Origin of the sequence: Sulfitobacter indolifex (assembly GCF_022788655.1) — a bacterium.
Classification (GTDB): Bacteria; Pseudomonadota; Alphaproteobacteria; order Rhodobacterales; family Rhodobacteraceae; genus Sulfitobacter; species Sulfitobacter indolifex.
In genome coordinates this window covers 541,992-555,184 of record NZ_CP084951.1, presented here as the reverse complement: position 1 = coordinate 555,184, position 13,193 = coordinate 541,992, and the positions used below count along the sequence as shown (strand labels likewise).

General features: G+C 59.4%; 15 protein-coding genes. 2 read left to right on the top strand and 13 right to left on the bottom strand.

Annotated elements, in window-relative coordinates:
• The first annotated feature begins 28 nt into the window (after positions 1-28).
• Both argB and DSM14862_RS02720 read left to right on the top strand, forming a co-directional pair.
• On the top strand, positions 29-892 hold the full coding sequence (gene argB, locus DSM14862_RS02725) for an acetylglutamate kinase (RefSeq protein ID WP_208855088.1): 864 nt from the start codon (positions 29-31) through the stop codon (positions 890-892).
• A gap of 65 nt (positions 893-957) precedes the next feature.
• A complete protein-coding gene (locus tag DSM14862_RS02720) occupies positions 958-1,452 on the top strand; it encodes a SixA phosphatase family protein (protein WP_007118873.1) in 495 nt (164 codons plus the stop codon).
• A gap of 60 nt (positions 1,453-1,512) precedes the next feature.
• On the opposite strand, the gene DSM14862_RS02715 is transcribed toward DSM14862_RS02720, so the two are convergent.
• From DSM14862_RS02715 to rpsM, 13 genes are all read right to left on the bottom strand, one after another.
• Positions 1,513-2,280 (bottom strand): amino acid ABC transporter ATP-binding protein, encoded by a 768-nt coding sequence (locus DSM14862_RS02715; RefSeq protein WP_007118872.1) that lies wholly within the window; start codon positions 2,278-2,280, stop codon positions 1,513-1,515.
• Positions 2,281-2,294: 14 nt separating this feature from the next.
• Positions 2,295-3,593, bottom strand: coding sequence for an amino acid ABC transporter permease (locus DSM14862_RS02710; protein ID WP_007118871.1), 1,299 nt, complete (start codon positions 3,591-3,593; stop codon positions 2,295-2,297).
• 3 nt (positions 3,594-3,596) lie between these two features.
• Positions 3,597-4,811: an amino acid ABC transporter permease gene (locus tag DSM14862_RS02705; RefSeq protein WP_040700486.1), complete on the bottom strand. Its 1,215-nt coding sequence runs from the start codon at positions 4,809-4,811 to the stop codon at positions 3,597-3,599.
• Positions 4,812-5,028: 217 nt separating this feature from the next.
• Positions 5,029-6,045, bottom strand: coding sequence for an amino acid ABC transporter substrate-binding protein (locus tag DSM14862_RS02700; RefSeq protein ID WP_007118869.1), 1,017 nt, complete (start codon positions 6,043-6,045; stop codon positions 5,029-5,031).
• 193 nt (positions 6,046-6,238) lie between these two features.
• Positions 6,239-6,952 carry an ATP12 family chaperone protein gene (locus DSM14862_RS02695; protein WP_007118868.1) on the bottom strand — a complete coding sequence of 238 codons (714 nt, stop codon included), beginning with the start codon at positions 6,950-6,952 and terminating at the stop codon, positions 6,239-6,241.
• Entirely contained in the window at positions 6,949-7,632 is a 684-nt protein-coding gene (locus DSM14862_RS02690) for an HAD-IA family hydrolase (protein WP_007118867.1), read from the bottom strand. The genes DSM14862_RS02695 and DSM14862_RS02690 overlap by 4 nt, the downstream gene beginning before the upstream one ends.
• Positions 7,629-8,675 carry an RluA family pseudouridine synthase gene (locus DSM14862_RS02685; protein ID WP_007118866.1) on the bottom strand — a complete coding sequence of 349 codons (1,047 nt, stop codon included), beginning with the start codon at positions 8,673-8,675 and terminating at the stop codon, positions 7,629-7,631. Before DSM14862_RS02685 ends, DSM14862_RS02690 begins: the two co-directional genes overlap by 4 nt.
• Complete coding sequence (locus tag DSM14862_RS02680) at positions 8,672-9,028, bottom strand: fluoride efflux transporter FluC (protein WP_040700839.1); 357 nt, start codon at positions 9,026-9,028, stop codon at positions 8,672-8,674. The genes DSM14862_RS02685 and DSM14862_RS02680 overlap by 4 nt, the downstream gene beginning before the upstream one ends.
• Before the next feature lie 31 nt (positions 9,029-9,059).
• Positions 9,060-10,367 carry a replication-associated recombination protein A gene (locus tag DSM14862_RS02675; protein ID WP_007118864.1) on the bottom strand — a complete coding sequence of 436 codons (1,308 nt, stop codon included), beginning with the start codon at positions 10,365-10,367 and terminating at the stop codon, positions 9,060-9,062.
• Between the two features lie 277 nt (positions 10,368-10,644).
• Positions 10,645-11,061, bottom strand: a complete 417-nt coding sequence (rplQ, locus tag DSM14862_RS02670) for a 50S ribosomal protein L17 (protein ID WP_007118863.1) — start codon at positions 11,059-11,061, stop codon at positions 10,645-10,647.
• 163 nt (positions 11,062-11,224) lie between these two features.
• Complete coding sequence (locus tag DSM14862_RS02665; RefSeq protein WP_007118862.1) at positions 11,225-12,241, bottom strand: DNA-directed RNA polymerase subunit alpha; 1,017 nt, start codon at positions 12,239-12,241, stop codon at positions 11,225-11,227.
• 114 nt (positions 12,242-12,355) lie between these two features.
• Positions 12,356-12,745, bottom strand: a complete 390-nt coding sequence (rpsK, locus tag DSM14862_RS02660; protein ID WP_007118861.1) for a 30S ribosomal protein S11 — start codon at positions 12,743-12,745, stop codon at positions 12,356-12,358.
• A gap of 15 nt (positions 12,746-12,760) precedes the next feature.
• Positions 12,761-13,129 carry a 30S ribosomal protein S13 gene (rpsM, locus tag DSM14862_RS02655; protein WP_007118860.1) on the bottom strand — a complete coding sequence of 123 codons (369 nt, stop codon included), beginning with the start codon at positions 13,127-13,129 and terminating at the stop codon, positions 12,761-12,763.
• Positions 13,130-13,193 lie beyond the last annotated feature (64 nt).

Genomic DNA, 13,193 nt, shown 5'->3' with positions numbered 1-13,193 from the left:
CCGCTATCGGCTTCCCATGGGTCAACAGATGAGAACGCAAGACATGAACCGCGACTGGATCGCCACTGCCCGTACCCTCAGCCAAGCCCTGCCCTTTTTGCAACGCTATGCCGATGCCACCGTGGTCATCAAGCTGGGCGGTCATGCGATGGGCAGCGATGAAGCGATGGATGAATTCGCCCGTGATGTTGCGTTGATGCGGCAGGTGGGGGTGAACCCGGTGATCGTCCATGGCGGCGGACCGATGATCAACAACATGTTGGCGCGGTTGAACATTAAATCTGAGTTCGTGAACGGCAAACGCGTCACCGATGCCGCGACCATGGAAGTGGTCGAGATGGTCCTTTCCGGCCTCGTCAATGCGCGGATCGTGCAGGCCATTTCCGAACAAGGCGGCCGCGCCGTAGGTGTCTCAGGCAAGGACAGCGGGCTGATTGTCTGCGAGCCGGAAGACCCGGCGCTTGGGCTTGTGGGCAATCCGACCCAAGTGAACCCACGCATCCTGCGCGACTTTGCGGACAAGGGCATCATCCCCGTCATCGCGCCGCTTGGTATGGGCCGGGGCGGCGAAACTTATAACATCAACGGCGACACCGCCGCCGGGGCCATCGCGGGCGCGTTGAAGGCCGACCGTTTGCTGCTGCTGACGGACGTGGCCGGCGTCAAAGATGGCGCGGGCGAGGTGGTGACCGACCTGACGGCGAGCCAGATCAACGAGATGATCGCCGACGGCACCATCGCAGGCGGGATGATCCCCAAGGTCCAGACGGCGCTGGATGCGCTCGAAGGGGGCGTGCGTGCTGCGGTAATTCTCGATGGGCGTGCCCCCAATGCTTGCCTGCTGGAACTGTTCACCGAACACGGCGCGGGCAGCATCATTCGCAAAGGCTGAGGCAAAGCCCTTGCCCCCTGCCCCTGCTTCGCGCCTATGATGGACCGAGCAGTGAAAGGAATGACATGCGCCGCCTGATCCTAATGCGACATGCGAAATCGGACTGGTCCCACGGCACCAGCGATCACGATCGTCCGCTGAACAGACGGGGGCGTAGGGCTGCCGAAGCACTTGGCAATTGGCTGCGGTCCGAAGGGTTGGTGCCTGACGCAGTGCTTTGCTCGACGGCTGCCCGTACGCGCGAGACCTGCGCACTTCTGGACCTGCCTGAAAGCAGCACGGTCGATCATCTCCAACAGCTTTACCTTGCCGAGCCAGAGAAGATCATCTCAAACCTTCGGCAGCGGGCAAAAGGCGATACTGTACTGCTCGTGGCACATAACCCCGGCATCGCCGCAGCCGCAGCGGTGCTGTTGCGGCAGACGCCCGATCAAGATGCGTTTGATCGCTATCCATCAGGTGCGACCACGGTGATGGATTTCGATATCGACGATTGGGCGGACCTCGCCCCCGGCACCGGGGCGCTGCGCGCCTTCACTGTCCCAAAACAACTGGTTTGAAACGCAAACGCCCCGACCAATTGGCCGGGGCGTTTTGTTAGAATGTGGCCGTAACCCGCTTCAGTGACCCAAAATCTGGCTTAGGAACAACTGTGTGCGCGGGCTTTGCGGGTTGTTGAAGAAGGCTTCCGGCTCGTTCTGCTCAACGATTTGACCCTCGTCCATAAAGATCACCCGGTTCGCCACCTGACGGGCAAAGCCCATCTCGTGGGTGACACAAAGCATCGTCATGCCTTCTTCGGCAAGCTCGATCATGGTGTCGAGCACTTCCTTGATCATCTCAGGGTCGAGCGCCGATGTCGGCTCATCAAACAGCATGATGCGCGGGCGCATGCAGAGCGAACGGGCAATCGCCACACGCTGCTGCTGCCCGCCCGAAAGCTGGCCGGGATACTTGTTGGCCTGATCGGGGATCTTCACCTTCTCAAGGAAGTGCATCGCGACTTCTTCGGCTTCCTTCTTGGGCGTTTTACGGACCCAGATCGGCGCCAGCGTGCAGTTCTCAAGGATCGTTAGATGCGGGAAGAGGTTGAAGTGCTGAAAGCACATGCCGACCTCTGAGCGGATCTTGTCGATGTTCTTGAGGTCCGAGCTAAGCAGCGTGCCGTCAACTTCAATGCTCCCCTTCTGGTGCTCTTCCAACGCGTTGATGCAGCGGATCAGCGTCGATTTACCCGAGCCCGAAGGCCCGCAAATCACGATACGCTCGCCGCGGTGCACGGTCAGGTCGATGTCGCGCAGCACGTGAAACGCGCCGTACCACTTATTCATATTGTCGATACGGATCGCGACTTCGTCGGATACTTTCATTTGTGCGGTCTCAGCCATGCGAGAACCCTCCCTTAACGATGGTCAGTCGCAAGACGGCGTTCCAGCCACTGCGAATATTGTGAAATGCCGTAGCAAACGATGAAGAACAGCAACGAGGCGAACATGAAAAGTTCCCAGTAAACGCCGTTCCAATCAGTCGAAGCAAGGATCGGGCCGCGGATCATGCCGATGATATCGAACAGCGAAATGACCGAGACTAGCGTGGTGTCCTTGAACAGACCCACGGCAATGTTGACGATACCCGGAATGGAGATCTTCATCGCCTGCGGTAGGATGATCAACCGCATCGCCTGCGCATAGTCGAGCCCGAGGCTGTCTGCGGCCTCATACTGGCCCTTCGGCAGTGCGGCGAGGCCACCCCGGATCACCTCGGCGATATAGGCCGAAGAGAACATGGTGATCATGATGACCACGCGGATGAAGAGATCGACCCCCGAACCCGGTGGGAAGAAATAGGCCAGCATCACGTTCGCTACGAAAAGCAAAGTGATCAGCGGCACACCCCGCACGAATTCGATGAAGACCACGCAGATGCCTTTGACGATCGGCAGATGCGACTGACGCCCAAGTGCCAGTGCAACGCCGATGGGCAGCGAGAGCGACACACAGGTGATGCCCAGCATCATGTTGAGCATGAAGCCGCCAAGGTCACGGCTTGGGATCGCTTCAAGCAGCGGCGACGCGGGGCGCAGCGCTTCCCCTATAAAGCCACCGATATACCAGACGATCACCGCAGCCACGATGCCGCCGGCCAAGGCCATGGCAAAGCTTTTGTGCACCAAACGGCTGTAGGCAACATAGCCCGCAATCACGCCCAACAGAGCAAAGATCGGCCCCCAGATCGGGCCGCCCCAGATCAGCCAGAAGGCAAGGAACGGGTAGAGGCCTGTAAAGAACAGCAGCTTGCGCGGCAGATCGATGAAGAGCACGGGCGCAATGGCGATGAACAGCAGCACCAGCGCGAGGGTCGGTCGCCAATATTGATCGCTTGGGTATTTGAAGCCAAAGAGCAGCTGATGCCAGCGTTCACTGATGACCGAGAAACAAGCCCCCGATGCGCCGTCGAGTATCTCACGACACTCCGACAGGCTGCTGGCTGACCAGACCCCATTGAGCAACCAGGGCAAAGAGCCTGACAGCAGCAGATACAGGAAATAAAGCGCCACCACCGTCAGCAGGGCGTTTGCCCATGTGGGGAAGAGGTTGTCTTTGACCCATTTCAGCGGGCCACCAACCTTGTCCGGCGGGGCCGAAGGCGGCAGCGAGGATTCGCGTACGAAGGCGATGGATTCAGCATGTGTATCTGACATGGCTTAACGCTCCTTCAGCTTCGTTGCGTTATTGTAGACGTTCATCACCATGGAGATGCCCAGCGAAATCACGAGGTAGAACAGCATGAGCAGAACGACACATTCGATCGCTCGCCCGGTCTGGTTCAGGGTGATCCCGCCCAGCGTTGCGGTGATGTCAGCATAGCCAACAAGGATCGCCAGCGATGAGTTCTTGGTGATGTTAAGATAGTTAGAGATTAGCGGCGGAATGATTACGCGCAGTGCCTGCGGCAACACCACAAGGTTCATTACGCGGCCCGGACGCAGACCAAGGGCCGCGGCGGCTTCGGATTGGCCACGGCTGACGGCCTGAATGCCGGCGCGGACGTTCTCGGCGATGAAGGCACCGGTGTAGATCGACAGGGCGAACCACAGTGCGATCAGCGGTGCACCGATCTGGATACCGCCCTGGAAGTTGAACCCCTTGAGTGCCGGGTAGTCCAAACCAATCGGCATGCCCATGATAAAGAACACGACAATCGTCGGCAGCAACAGGATCGCAACCGACGGCCAAAGCATCGGCAGCAGACGCCCAGTGTCATAAAGCAGCTTGGTCGCGTAGCGGCGATAGGCAAAAACGCCGATGATCGAGGCGATGAACGTCGCGACCACAAACATTGATCCCGCCCCCCAAACCGGCCCCGGGATATAAACCCCGCGGTTGGTAAAGGCGAAAGAGCCGAGCATCATGCTAGACGCGGGATCGTCGCCCCGGAAAGCCGAAGGCGCAGGCATCGCGGCAGTCATGATCGTATAGATGATCAGAATCCAGATCAGCACCGGGATGTTGCGAAAGATCTCGACGTAGCCCGCCATCAACTTGCGGACGAGCCAGTTGTTCGAGAGGCGTAGAACCCCCGCGACCACGCCAAAGAGCGTAGCAGTCAGACAGGCGAGAAACGACACCAGCAGCGTGTTGATGATACCGACCCAAGCTGCCTGAAGGTTCGACGACTGGCTGGTGTAGGGGATCAACGTTTGGTTAATGTCATAGCCCGCAGGGTTACCGAGGAACTGGAATGAGATGTTTAACCCCGCAGCGCGCAGGTTCGCGGCAAGGTTAGAGCCCAGATACCAGATCGCCGTGACCAGCAGCACAAGTGCGATAACCTGAAAGGTAATCGACCGATAGCGGGTGTCGCTCAACAGCATAGATGGCCGGAACGACGCCTTGGGAGGGTCGGAGAATGTCGTCATGTATGTATCCCTGTGTTCCGGCTTGTTTTTTATTGGTGCATTTAGCGCACCTTGGCCGAATCGTTTTTGGTCGTTGATCGTTTAGTCGATCGTGGGTTCTTATTGTCTTCTTAGCGCGTTGTTTTTCGTCTTGGGGTAACTTGCATCAACTAACGTCAGGTTACCCGGCTCGGAGGCGCAAGGGGCGCAGGAATTCCTGCGCCCCCTGACATCTTAGTTAGCGTACTGGCGGTGCGTAAAGCAGGCCACCGTCTGTCCACTGAGCGTTCAGCCCGCGTGCCAGACCGATGGGTGTCTCTTCGCCGATGTTCTTGGCAAAGATTTCACCGTAGTTGCCCTCGGCCATGATCGCGCGCTTGGCCCACTCATTGTCGAGACCAATCATCTCACCCAACGTGCCCTCGGTGCCCAAAAGGCGGGCAATCTCGGGATTGTTGGTGTTGCCGGTCATCTCTTCGATGTTGGCAGAGGTGATGCCCAGCTCTTCGGCTGCGATCAACGCGTTCAGCACCCAGCGGGTAATATCGCCCCATTCGTTGTCGCCGTGACGGACCAGCGGGCCGAGCGGCTCTTTCGAGATGATCTCGGGCAGCAGGATGTGGTCGCCGGGGGTTTCAAAGGTCGCGCGTGTCGCGGCCAGACCGGAGGCGTCCGTGGTGTAGGTATCGCAAGCACCGGCAAGGTACTGCTGCTGGCCTTCGGCGTTGGTTTCAACCGGAACGGGCTCATAGCTGATGTTGTTCTTGCGGAAGAAGTCCGCGAGGTTCAGCTCGGTTGTGGTGCCGGTTTGGATGCAGACGGTCGCGCCGTCGAGGTCCTTGGCCGAAGAAACACCAAGCGCTTTGGGGACCATGAAGCCCTGACCGTCGTAGTAGTTCACGCCGATGAAATCGAATTTCAGGTCGGTGTCACGGCTGAAGGTCCATGTGGTGTTCCGTGCGAGGAAGTCGATCTCGCCCGAGGCCAGCGCGGTGAAGCGGGTCTTGCCGGTTGTTGGAACGAATTCCACGGCGTTTTTGTCGCCCAGAACGGCTGCGGCAACGGCACGGCACACGGCCACGTCGAAACCTTCCCATTCGCCATTGGCGTTCGGCGCGGCAAAGCCAGCAAGGCCTGTGGTCACGCCACAGTTCAGCTTGCCACGGGCTTTAACGTCGTCGAGCGTGGCAGCGCCAGCAGCACCGGCTGCAAGGCCAGCAACGGTCAGCGCGCCAAAAATTACGGTTTTTTTCATTTTTACCTCTTCCTGATAGTCCGCCACGTTCACTGGCGGTTAATCCGACGTCAGGTGACGCCGAAAGCGATCATGCGCAGGGTCTCCCCTGCTCAATGGAAAGCAGTGTGGGCGGATTCAGGTTTGAAGGTCAAGGGCGCGTTGGGCAAATTTAAATCGCGAATTTCCATAATCGCGGAAAGCTTTTAGCAAGTTAAGCAGCCTTGGAAAGCACGATCATTGCACATGCATGTAAAAACGCTTGCCGCTTAATTTCGGCTTCCGCCTCGGCCACGTCATCGCGGCCCCACTGCTCGGCCTGCCAGTTCTCATCAAGCCGCGAAAGTGCCCATATCTCTTGGGGGTCAAACGCCTGTTCAGCGGCAGCAAGCCCCAACACCAGTGACCCGGTCAGACTGACGAGATCATGGAAAGCCGCCAATTCAAACGCATCCAACTCTGCCGTCCGACGGTGCATCTTAGCTAACGCTTCAGGCGATTGTGGCCGATGCATTATGCCCTGCCGCGTCTCCAGCTTGACGCCAAGGAACGCGGCTGCCCAGTTTAGCATCGGATCCCACTCCGCCGCCTGTCGTGCCATCAATTCCTCGGGGTTGTCGGCGCGGTAGCACAGCAGATCACTATCGCCGTAAGCGGCCAGCATGGCGACGACTTCGTCCTGTTGCACCGCGACCTTATCAATCGCTGCGTTGGCGGTCTTTGTCACCGGCATGGTCCGTGGGTCGATTTGCTTTTCTTGCGCCTGCCATTCGGCGGCCACAGCCTCTGCCATGGCGCGGGTCGGCAGGGTCAGCGGGCGTTTGGCTGGCGTTTTCACACGTCGGCCATCAAGCTCGACGGTAAAACCGCCATCGACCTCAACCACGTCGGCATCTTTCCAAAAACGCTTCGCTTTCCAGTCACTCATGCGGGAATGCTCCAGATCTGTTCCAGCAAGGCAGGCAGCGCCGAGAAATCCTCAACAAGATGCGCGGCAGCGGCCAATTTATCCGGGCTGTGATAGCCCCATTTGACGCCGATCCCGGTCACCCCAGCAGCGGCGGCCATGTCCATGTCGAAAGAAGTGTCTCCGATCATCACGGTCGTCTCTGGCCCCACCCCGGCATCGGTCATTGCTTGATGGATCATCGAAGGATGCGGCTTGGACGGGTGAAAATCAGCGACCTGCTGGGTGACGAACAGCCCTTCCAGCCCATGCCCGGCGATCAGCTTATCCAACCCGCGCTTCGACTTCCCCGTGGCCACGCCCAACAGCACTTCCGGCTCGGAATGCAAGCGGTGCAATGTCTCTAGCGCACCGGGATAGAGCGGCGACGATTGCGCCACGCCTGCCTCGGCCCGTAGCGACATATAGGCGGCCTTATAGGCCTCAACCATCGCGATGTGATCCCCGGCAGACCGCGTGGGCGCCAATACCGTCATCGCCACATCAAGCGACAGGCCGACGATCGACAGGACTTCGGCCCGTGTCGGCACAGGCGCTTCGACAGCCGCAAAGGCCGCCGTCATCGCCGCGACGATGTCACCCTGACTGTCGACCAATGTGCCATCGACATCAAAGATCACCAATCGCAGTGGCTTGGTCATTGCAGCGCCTCAAAGGGGTCTTCATCGGCCAGGTCCTCGGTCCAACCGAAGGTGTCCCAGCTATGCGCCATATGCTCGGGCAGTTCAGCGGTGATGGTCACCGGCTTGCGGGTGTGGGGATGCTCAAAACGCATCATCCGCGCGTGCAAATGCAGCTTTTTCGAGATGATCCCGCCCAGTTGCGCCCCCCAGCCGTCGCCGAGGTTTTCCTGCCCAGAGCCGCCGTATTTGCCGTCACCGACAATCGGATGCCCGATCTCGGCCATATGCGCGCGCAGTTGGTGCGTGCGGCCTGTGACCGGCTCCATCGCCACCCAAGAGGCGCGCGAACCGACGCGGAACAGCGTGGCGTAAAGCGTATGCGCCCGTTTCGCGCCCGGCGTCGCGTCCATGTCGCGTGGATGCACGGCGATCATCTTCTCGCCTTCACCACTGCGGCCATGACCACCGGCTTTGACGAGACCATATTTGACCTCGCCCAGATAGGGCGTCGGCACACCCGCGACGATGGCCCAGTAAATCTTGCGCGTTTCACGGTGGCGCATTGCGGCCGTCAGCGCCTTGGCTGCCAGACGAGTCCGCGCCAGCAGAAGCACACCAGAAGTATCGCGGTCCAACCGGTGCACCAGACGCGGCTTTTCTTCAGCGTCAAAGATCAGCGCCTCGGACAGCGCATCAACATGGCGATCCGCTTGGCCCGAGCCACCTTGCACCGCCAAACCGGGCGGCTTGTTCAGCGCAATCACATGCTCGTCGCGGTAGATCACACAGTTGCGGATCATCTTGGCGTCGGCATCGGTGATCCGCGTCCGCTTTGGCGGCGGCGGGGGCGCACTATCAGGCAGCGGCGGCACGCGCACTTCTTGGCCCGCCTCCAGCCGAGTGTTGGCCTTAACCCGGCCGCCATCTACGCGAATTTCGCCTTTGCGGCACATCTTCTCGATGAGCCCTTGATTGATCTGCGGAAACATCCGCTTGAACCAACGGTCAAGCCGTTGGTCGCCATCGCCCACTGCGACGGTAATAGTTTGTACGCGGCTCATGCCAACACCTCTCGGGCCACCCAGAGGCCCAGCAAACAGGCGGCCAGCGACAAGATCACCGAGGCCCCCACATATGAAAATGCGACCCCTGCCCGGCCCGCTTCAAGCAGCCGCAGGGTATCGAGTGAAAACGCCGAAAAGGTCGTGAAACCGCCCAGCAATCCCGTCATCAGGAAGGGCAGCAACAGCGACGATTTCTCCGCCAGCAGCACCCAAACCAAACCGATGGCCAGAGAACCACTGACGTTGACCGCCAAGGTGCCCAAAGGAAAGCCAACCGCGAGACCGACAAGGAACCGCAGGCTCGCGCCCAGAGCGCCGCCGAGGGCCACCATGATCAGTGTTTTCATCATCGACACCCCATCGCGCGCACGCGCGCCGGAGTCAAGTTTTCCGCTTGGCCCGTAGCCCCGCAAAGTAATCCTGTCGCTTTTTCAACTCGCGCTCAAAGCCCCGTTCGACCGGCTCATAAAGGCTGGGTCGCTCCATCGTATCGGGAAAGTAGTTCTGGCCCGAGAATCCGTCCTCCGCGTCATGGTCATAGGCGTAGCCGCTGCCGTAGCCCTGCTCTTTCATCAGCTTGGTCGGCGCGTTGAGGATGTGTTTGGGCGGTGGTTCTGACCCGGTGCTGCGGGCCAGCCTGCGCGCATCCTTGTAGGCCTTGTAGACGGCGTTGGATTTCGGGGCGAGGCAGATGTAGGTCAACGCTTGCGCGATGGCCAATTCCCCCTCGGGACTGCCGAGCCGTTCATAGGTTTCCCAAGCCTGCAGGCAAAAGGCCTGCGCTTGTGGGTCGGCAAGCCCCACATCCTCGACCGCCATCCGGGTGATGCGGCGCATCAGGTAGCGAGGGTCTTCGCCGCCCTCCAACATCCGCCCCAGCCAATAAAGCGCCGCGTCGGGGTCGGACCCTCGCATGGACTTATGCAGCGCCGAAATCAGGTTGTAATGCGAATCGCCTGACTTGTCGTATTGCGCCGCGCGGCGCATCAGGCGCTTGGACAGGCCCGCCTTGTCGAGCAAGCCATCGCCCTTCCACGCGGTCACCTGTTCGATCAGGTTTAGCAAAGCGCGCCCGTCCCCATCGGCCATTTCCAACAGCGCCTCACGCGCCTCGGGCTGTAATGGCAGCGGTTTGCCCAACTCCTGCTCGGCCCGCTGCGCCAGACGTTCCAGATCGTCATGCGGCAAGCGTTCCAGAACCAGCACCTGCGCGCGGGATAGCACAGCGGCATTTAACTCAAAGCTGGGGTTTTCCGTTGTGGCACCGACTAAGAGGATCGTCCCATCCTCCATATGCGGCAAAAACCCGTCCTGCTGCGCTTTGTTAAAGCGGTGGATTTCGTCGACAAACAGCAGCGTCCCCTGCCCCTGTCGCCGCCGCAGCTTGGCCGCGTCAAAAACCTTGCGCAGTTCCGGCACGCCCGAGAAAATCGCGCTAATCTGCACAAAATGCAGATCGGTTTCATCTGCAAGCAGACGCGCGATGGTGGTTTTCCCCACCCCTGGCGGCCCCCAAAAGATCAGCGACGACAATGCACCCGAGGCGAGCATTACCGTCAGCGGCGCATCTGGGCCGAGCACTTGGTCCTGCCCGATAACCTCCACCAAGGCGCGCGGACGCAAACGATCTGCCAATGGACGGTGTCCGCTCTCTGCTACCGTCTCGCTGTCGCCGAATAAATCTGCCATGCTGCCCCCTAAGCCCCCGCGCCGGTTACGGCGTTTGCCTCATGATACGGGCGCAGATGGCCTGTCATGCTTGATGCAGCCCCTATGACCAGCGGTCCCAACCTCAATCGCGTTGACGCGGCCGAAGTTGCCGGCGCCGGCATCAAGAGCATCATAAAGTATCTCATGCTTCCTGATATGCGCAGCCACCCTCCCTGGTGCAACTCCCTTTCCCTCTGCCCCAAAAGAAAAAGCCCCGCCAAATGGCAGGGCTTTCCAATCCGCAATCTGCGAAATCTTATTCCGCGGCGTCTTCTTCAGCCAGACGCGCTTTGTCTGCGGCGCCTTTGGCGTCGCGGTCGCGGTCGACGAATTCGATGATCGCCATTGGCGCCATGTCACCATAGCGGAAGCCAGCTTTCAGAACGCGAACGTAACCACCCTGGCGGTCTTTGTAGCGCGGGCCGAGGATGTCGAACAGTTTCGCGACATACTGGTCTTCTTTCAGCTTCGACGCGGCCTGACGACGGGCGTGCAGATCGCCACGTTTGGCCAGCGTGATCATCTTTTCGATGATCGGCTTCAGTTCCTTGGCTTTCGGCAAGGTTGTTTTGATTTGCTCATGCTCGATGAGCGAGCCTGCCATGTTCGAGAACAGCGCTTTGCGGTGTTCATGTGTACGGTTCAGGCGGCGGTATCCACGTGCGTGACGCATTTCTTAGTCTCCAATTTGATGCCCTCTACGGGCGGTTTTGCTTTGTCTGGCCCGCGATGCGTGTCTTGGGCTCTCCTTGGGGCGTGCGCCCAGTCGTAACGGTGCCCGATTTCCGTTGAAGAAATCGGCCCGGAAACTTTGAAAGTTTCCGGGGCCGTGTCTCTTAGAACGAATCCTCGAACTTCTTGGCGAGGTCTTCGATGTTTTCTGGCGGCCAGTCTTCGACGTCCATGCCAAGGTGCAGACCCATGCCCGACAGCACTTCCTTGATCTCGTTCAAGGACTTGCGGCCAAAGTTCGGCGTGCGCAGCATTTCGGCTTCGGTCTTCTGGATCAGATCGCCGATGTAGACGATGTTGTCGTTCTTCAGGCAGTTTGCCGAACGGACCGACAGCTCCAGCTCGTCGACCTTCTTGAGCAACAGCGGGTTGAATTCCAACCCATCGTCGTCGTCCTGACGGGACGCCGATTCCGGCTCGTCGAAGTTGACGAAGATGCCCAGTTGGTCCTGCAGAATACGCGCGGCGAAGGCCACGGCGTCATCCGGCGTGATGGAACCGTCTGTTTCCACTTTCATGGTCAGCTTGTCATAGTCCAGCACCTGGCCCTCACGGGTGGGCTGAACGTCATAGGAGACCTTCTTGACCGGGGAATAGATCGCGTCGATCGGGATCAGACCGATAGGCGCATCTTCGGGCTTGTTCTTGTCAGCCGAGACATAGCCCTTACCGGTGTTGACGGTCAGCTCCATGTAGACATCTGCACCATCGTCGAGGTGGCAGATCACATGCTCGCGGTTCAGAATCTCGATACCGGCGGATTCAGAAATGTCACCGGCGGTCACAACGCCCGGACCCTTTGCAGAGATCGACAGGCGCTTGGGCCCTTCGACTTCCATGCGCAGGCTGACGCCTTTGAGGTTCAGGATGATGTCGGTTACGTCTTCGCGCACACCGGCTACGGAGGAAAACTCGTGCAGCACGTTGTCGATCTGTACGGATGTGATCGCCGCACCCTGCAGCGAGGACATCAGCACGCGGCGCAGCGCGTTGCCGAGCGTCAGGCCAAAGCCCCGCTCCAGCGGTTCGGCCATTACTGTGGCCTGACGGGCTGGGTCATTGCCCGGCTTGACGTCAAGCTGTTGCGGCTTGATCAATTCAGCCCAATTCTTGTGGATCATGCGTCCCTCCATCCTTGTTTGTGCCTCATGTCCAAATGACACAAACGCTCGAGGTTTCTGAAAAGCGGTATGGGGCCGTGCAAAACACGCGGCCCCATATAGCAAATTGCTGTCTTAAACGCGGCGGCGCTTTGGCGGGCGGCAGCCGTTGTGCGCCATTGGCGTCACATCACGGATCGAAGTGATGTTGAAACCAGCGGCAGCCAGTGCGCGCAGTGCGGATTCACGGCCGGAACCGGGGCCCTGCACTTCAACTTCCAGCGTCTTGACGCCGTGATCCTGAGCCTTACGGCCTGCATCTTCGGCGGCCATCTGAGCTGCGTAAGGTGTCGATTTACGCGACCCTTTGAAGCCCATGGTGCCGGCAGAGGACCATGCAATTGCATTGCCCTGCACATCCGAGATCAGGATCTTGGTGTTGTTGAAGGAGCTGTTCACATGCGCCACACCTGCGGCGATGTTCTTGCTGACCTTACGCTTGGTCTTTGTCTTATCGCGTGCCATTGATCAGACCCTCCCTTATTTCTTCTTGCCAGCAATGGCCTTAGCGGGGCCTTTGCGGGTGCGAGCATTGGTGTGGGTACGCTGACCACGGACGGGCAGGTTACGACGGTGGCGCAGGCCACGGTAGCAACCAAGGTCCATCAGGCGCTTGATGTTCATCTGCGTGTCACGACGCAGGTCACCTTCGACGGTGTAGTTCGCGTCGATGTGCTCACGAACGGCCAGAACTTCGGCGTCCGACAGTTCGTTAACCCGGCGCGTCGCGTCGATGCCAACGGCTTCGCAGATGGCTTTGGCGGAAGAAGTGCCAATACCGGTGATATAGGTGAGGGCGATTGGAACCCGCTTTGCAGTCGGGATGTTTACGCCGGCAATACGTGCCACGTTAGCTATTCCTTTTCGTTGCGGGTCCGTCGTTCCAGACCCTTTTTTCACAACACAAGCCCGA

Excerpts from the sequence above, each read along its gene's own strand:
- DSM14862_RS02720 (WP_007118873.1), top strand. The coding sequence starts at position 958 with ATGCGCCGCCTGATCCTAATGCGACATGCGAAATCGGACTGGTCCCAC.
- DSM14862_RS02715 (WP_007118872.1), bottom strand. The coding sequence starts at position 2,280 with ATGGCTGAGACCGCACAAATGAAAGTATCCGACGAAGTCGCGATCCGT.
- DSM14862_RS02695 (WP_007118868.1), bottom strand. The coding sequence starts at position 6,952 with ATGAGTGACTGGAAAGCGAAGCGTTTTTGGAAAGATGCCGACGTGGTT.
- rpsK (WP_007118861.1), bottom strand. The coding sequence starts at position 12,745 with ATGGCACGCGATAAGACAAAGACCAAGCGTAAGGTCAGCAAGAACATC.
- DSM14862_RS02685 (WP_007118866.1), bottom strand. The coding sequence starts at position 8,675 with ATGAGCCGCGTACAAACTATTACCGTCGCAGTGGGCGATGGCGACCAA.
- DSM14862_RS02705 (WP_040700486.1), bottom strand. The coding sequence starts at position 4,811 with ATGACGACATTCTCCGACCCTCCCAAGGCGTCGTTCCGGCCATCTATG.
- DSM14862_RS02665 (WP_007118862.1), bottom strand. The coding sequence starts at position 12,241 with ATGATCCACAAGAATTGGGCTGAATTGATCAAGCCGCAACAGCTTGAC.
- DSM14862_RS02675 (WP_007118864.1), bottom strand. The coding sequence starts at position 10,367 with ATGGCAGATTTATTCGGCGACAGCGAGACGGTAGCAGAGAGCGGACAC.
- DSM14862_RS02710 (WP_007118871.1), bottom strand. The coding sequence starts at position 3,593 with ATGTCAGATACACATGCTGAATCCATCGCCTTCGTACGCGAATCCTCG.
- argB (WP_208855088.1), top strand. The coding sequence starts at position 29 with ATGAGAACGCAAGACATGAACCGCGACTGGATCGCCACTGCCCGTACC.
- rplQ (WP_007118863.1), bottom strand. The coding sequence starts at position 11,061 with ATGCGTCACGCACGTGGATACCGCCGCCTGAACCGTACACATGAACAC.
- DSM14862_RS02680 (WP_040700839.1), bottom strand. The coding sequence starts at position 9,028 with ATGATGAAAACACTGATCATGGTGGCCCTCGGCGGCGCTCTGGGCGCG.
- DSM14862_RS02690 (WP_007118867.1), bottom strand. The coding sequence starts at position 7,632 with ATGACCAAGCCACTGCGATTGGTGATCTTTGATGTCGATGGCACATTG.
- DSM14862_RS02700 (WP_007118869.1), bottom strand. The coding sequence starts at position 6,045 with ATGAAAAAAACCGTAATTTTTGGCGCGCTGACCGTTGCTGGCCTTGCA.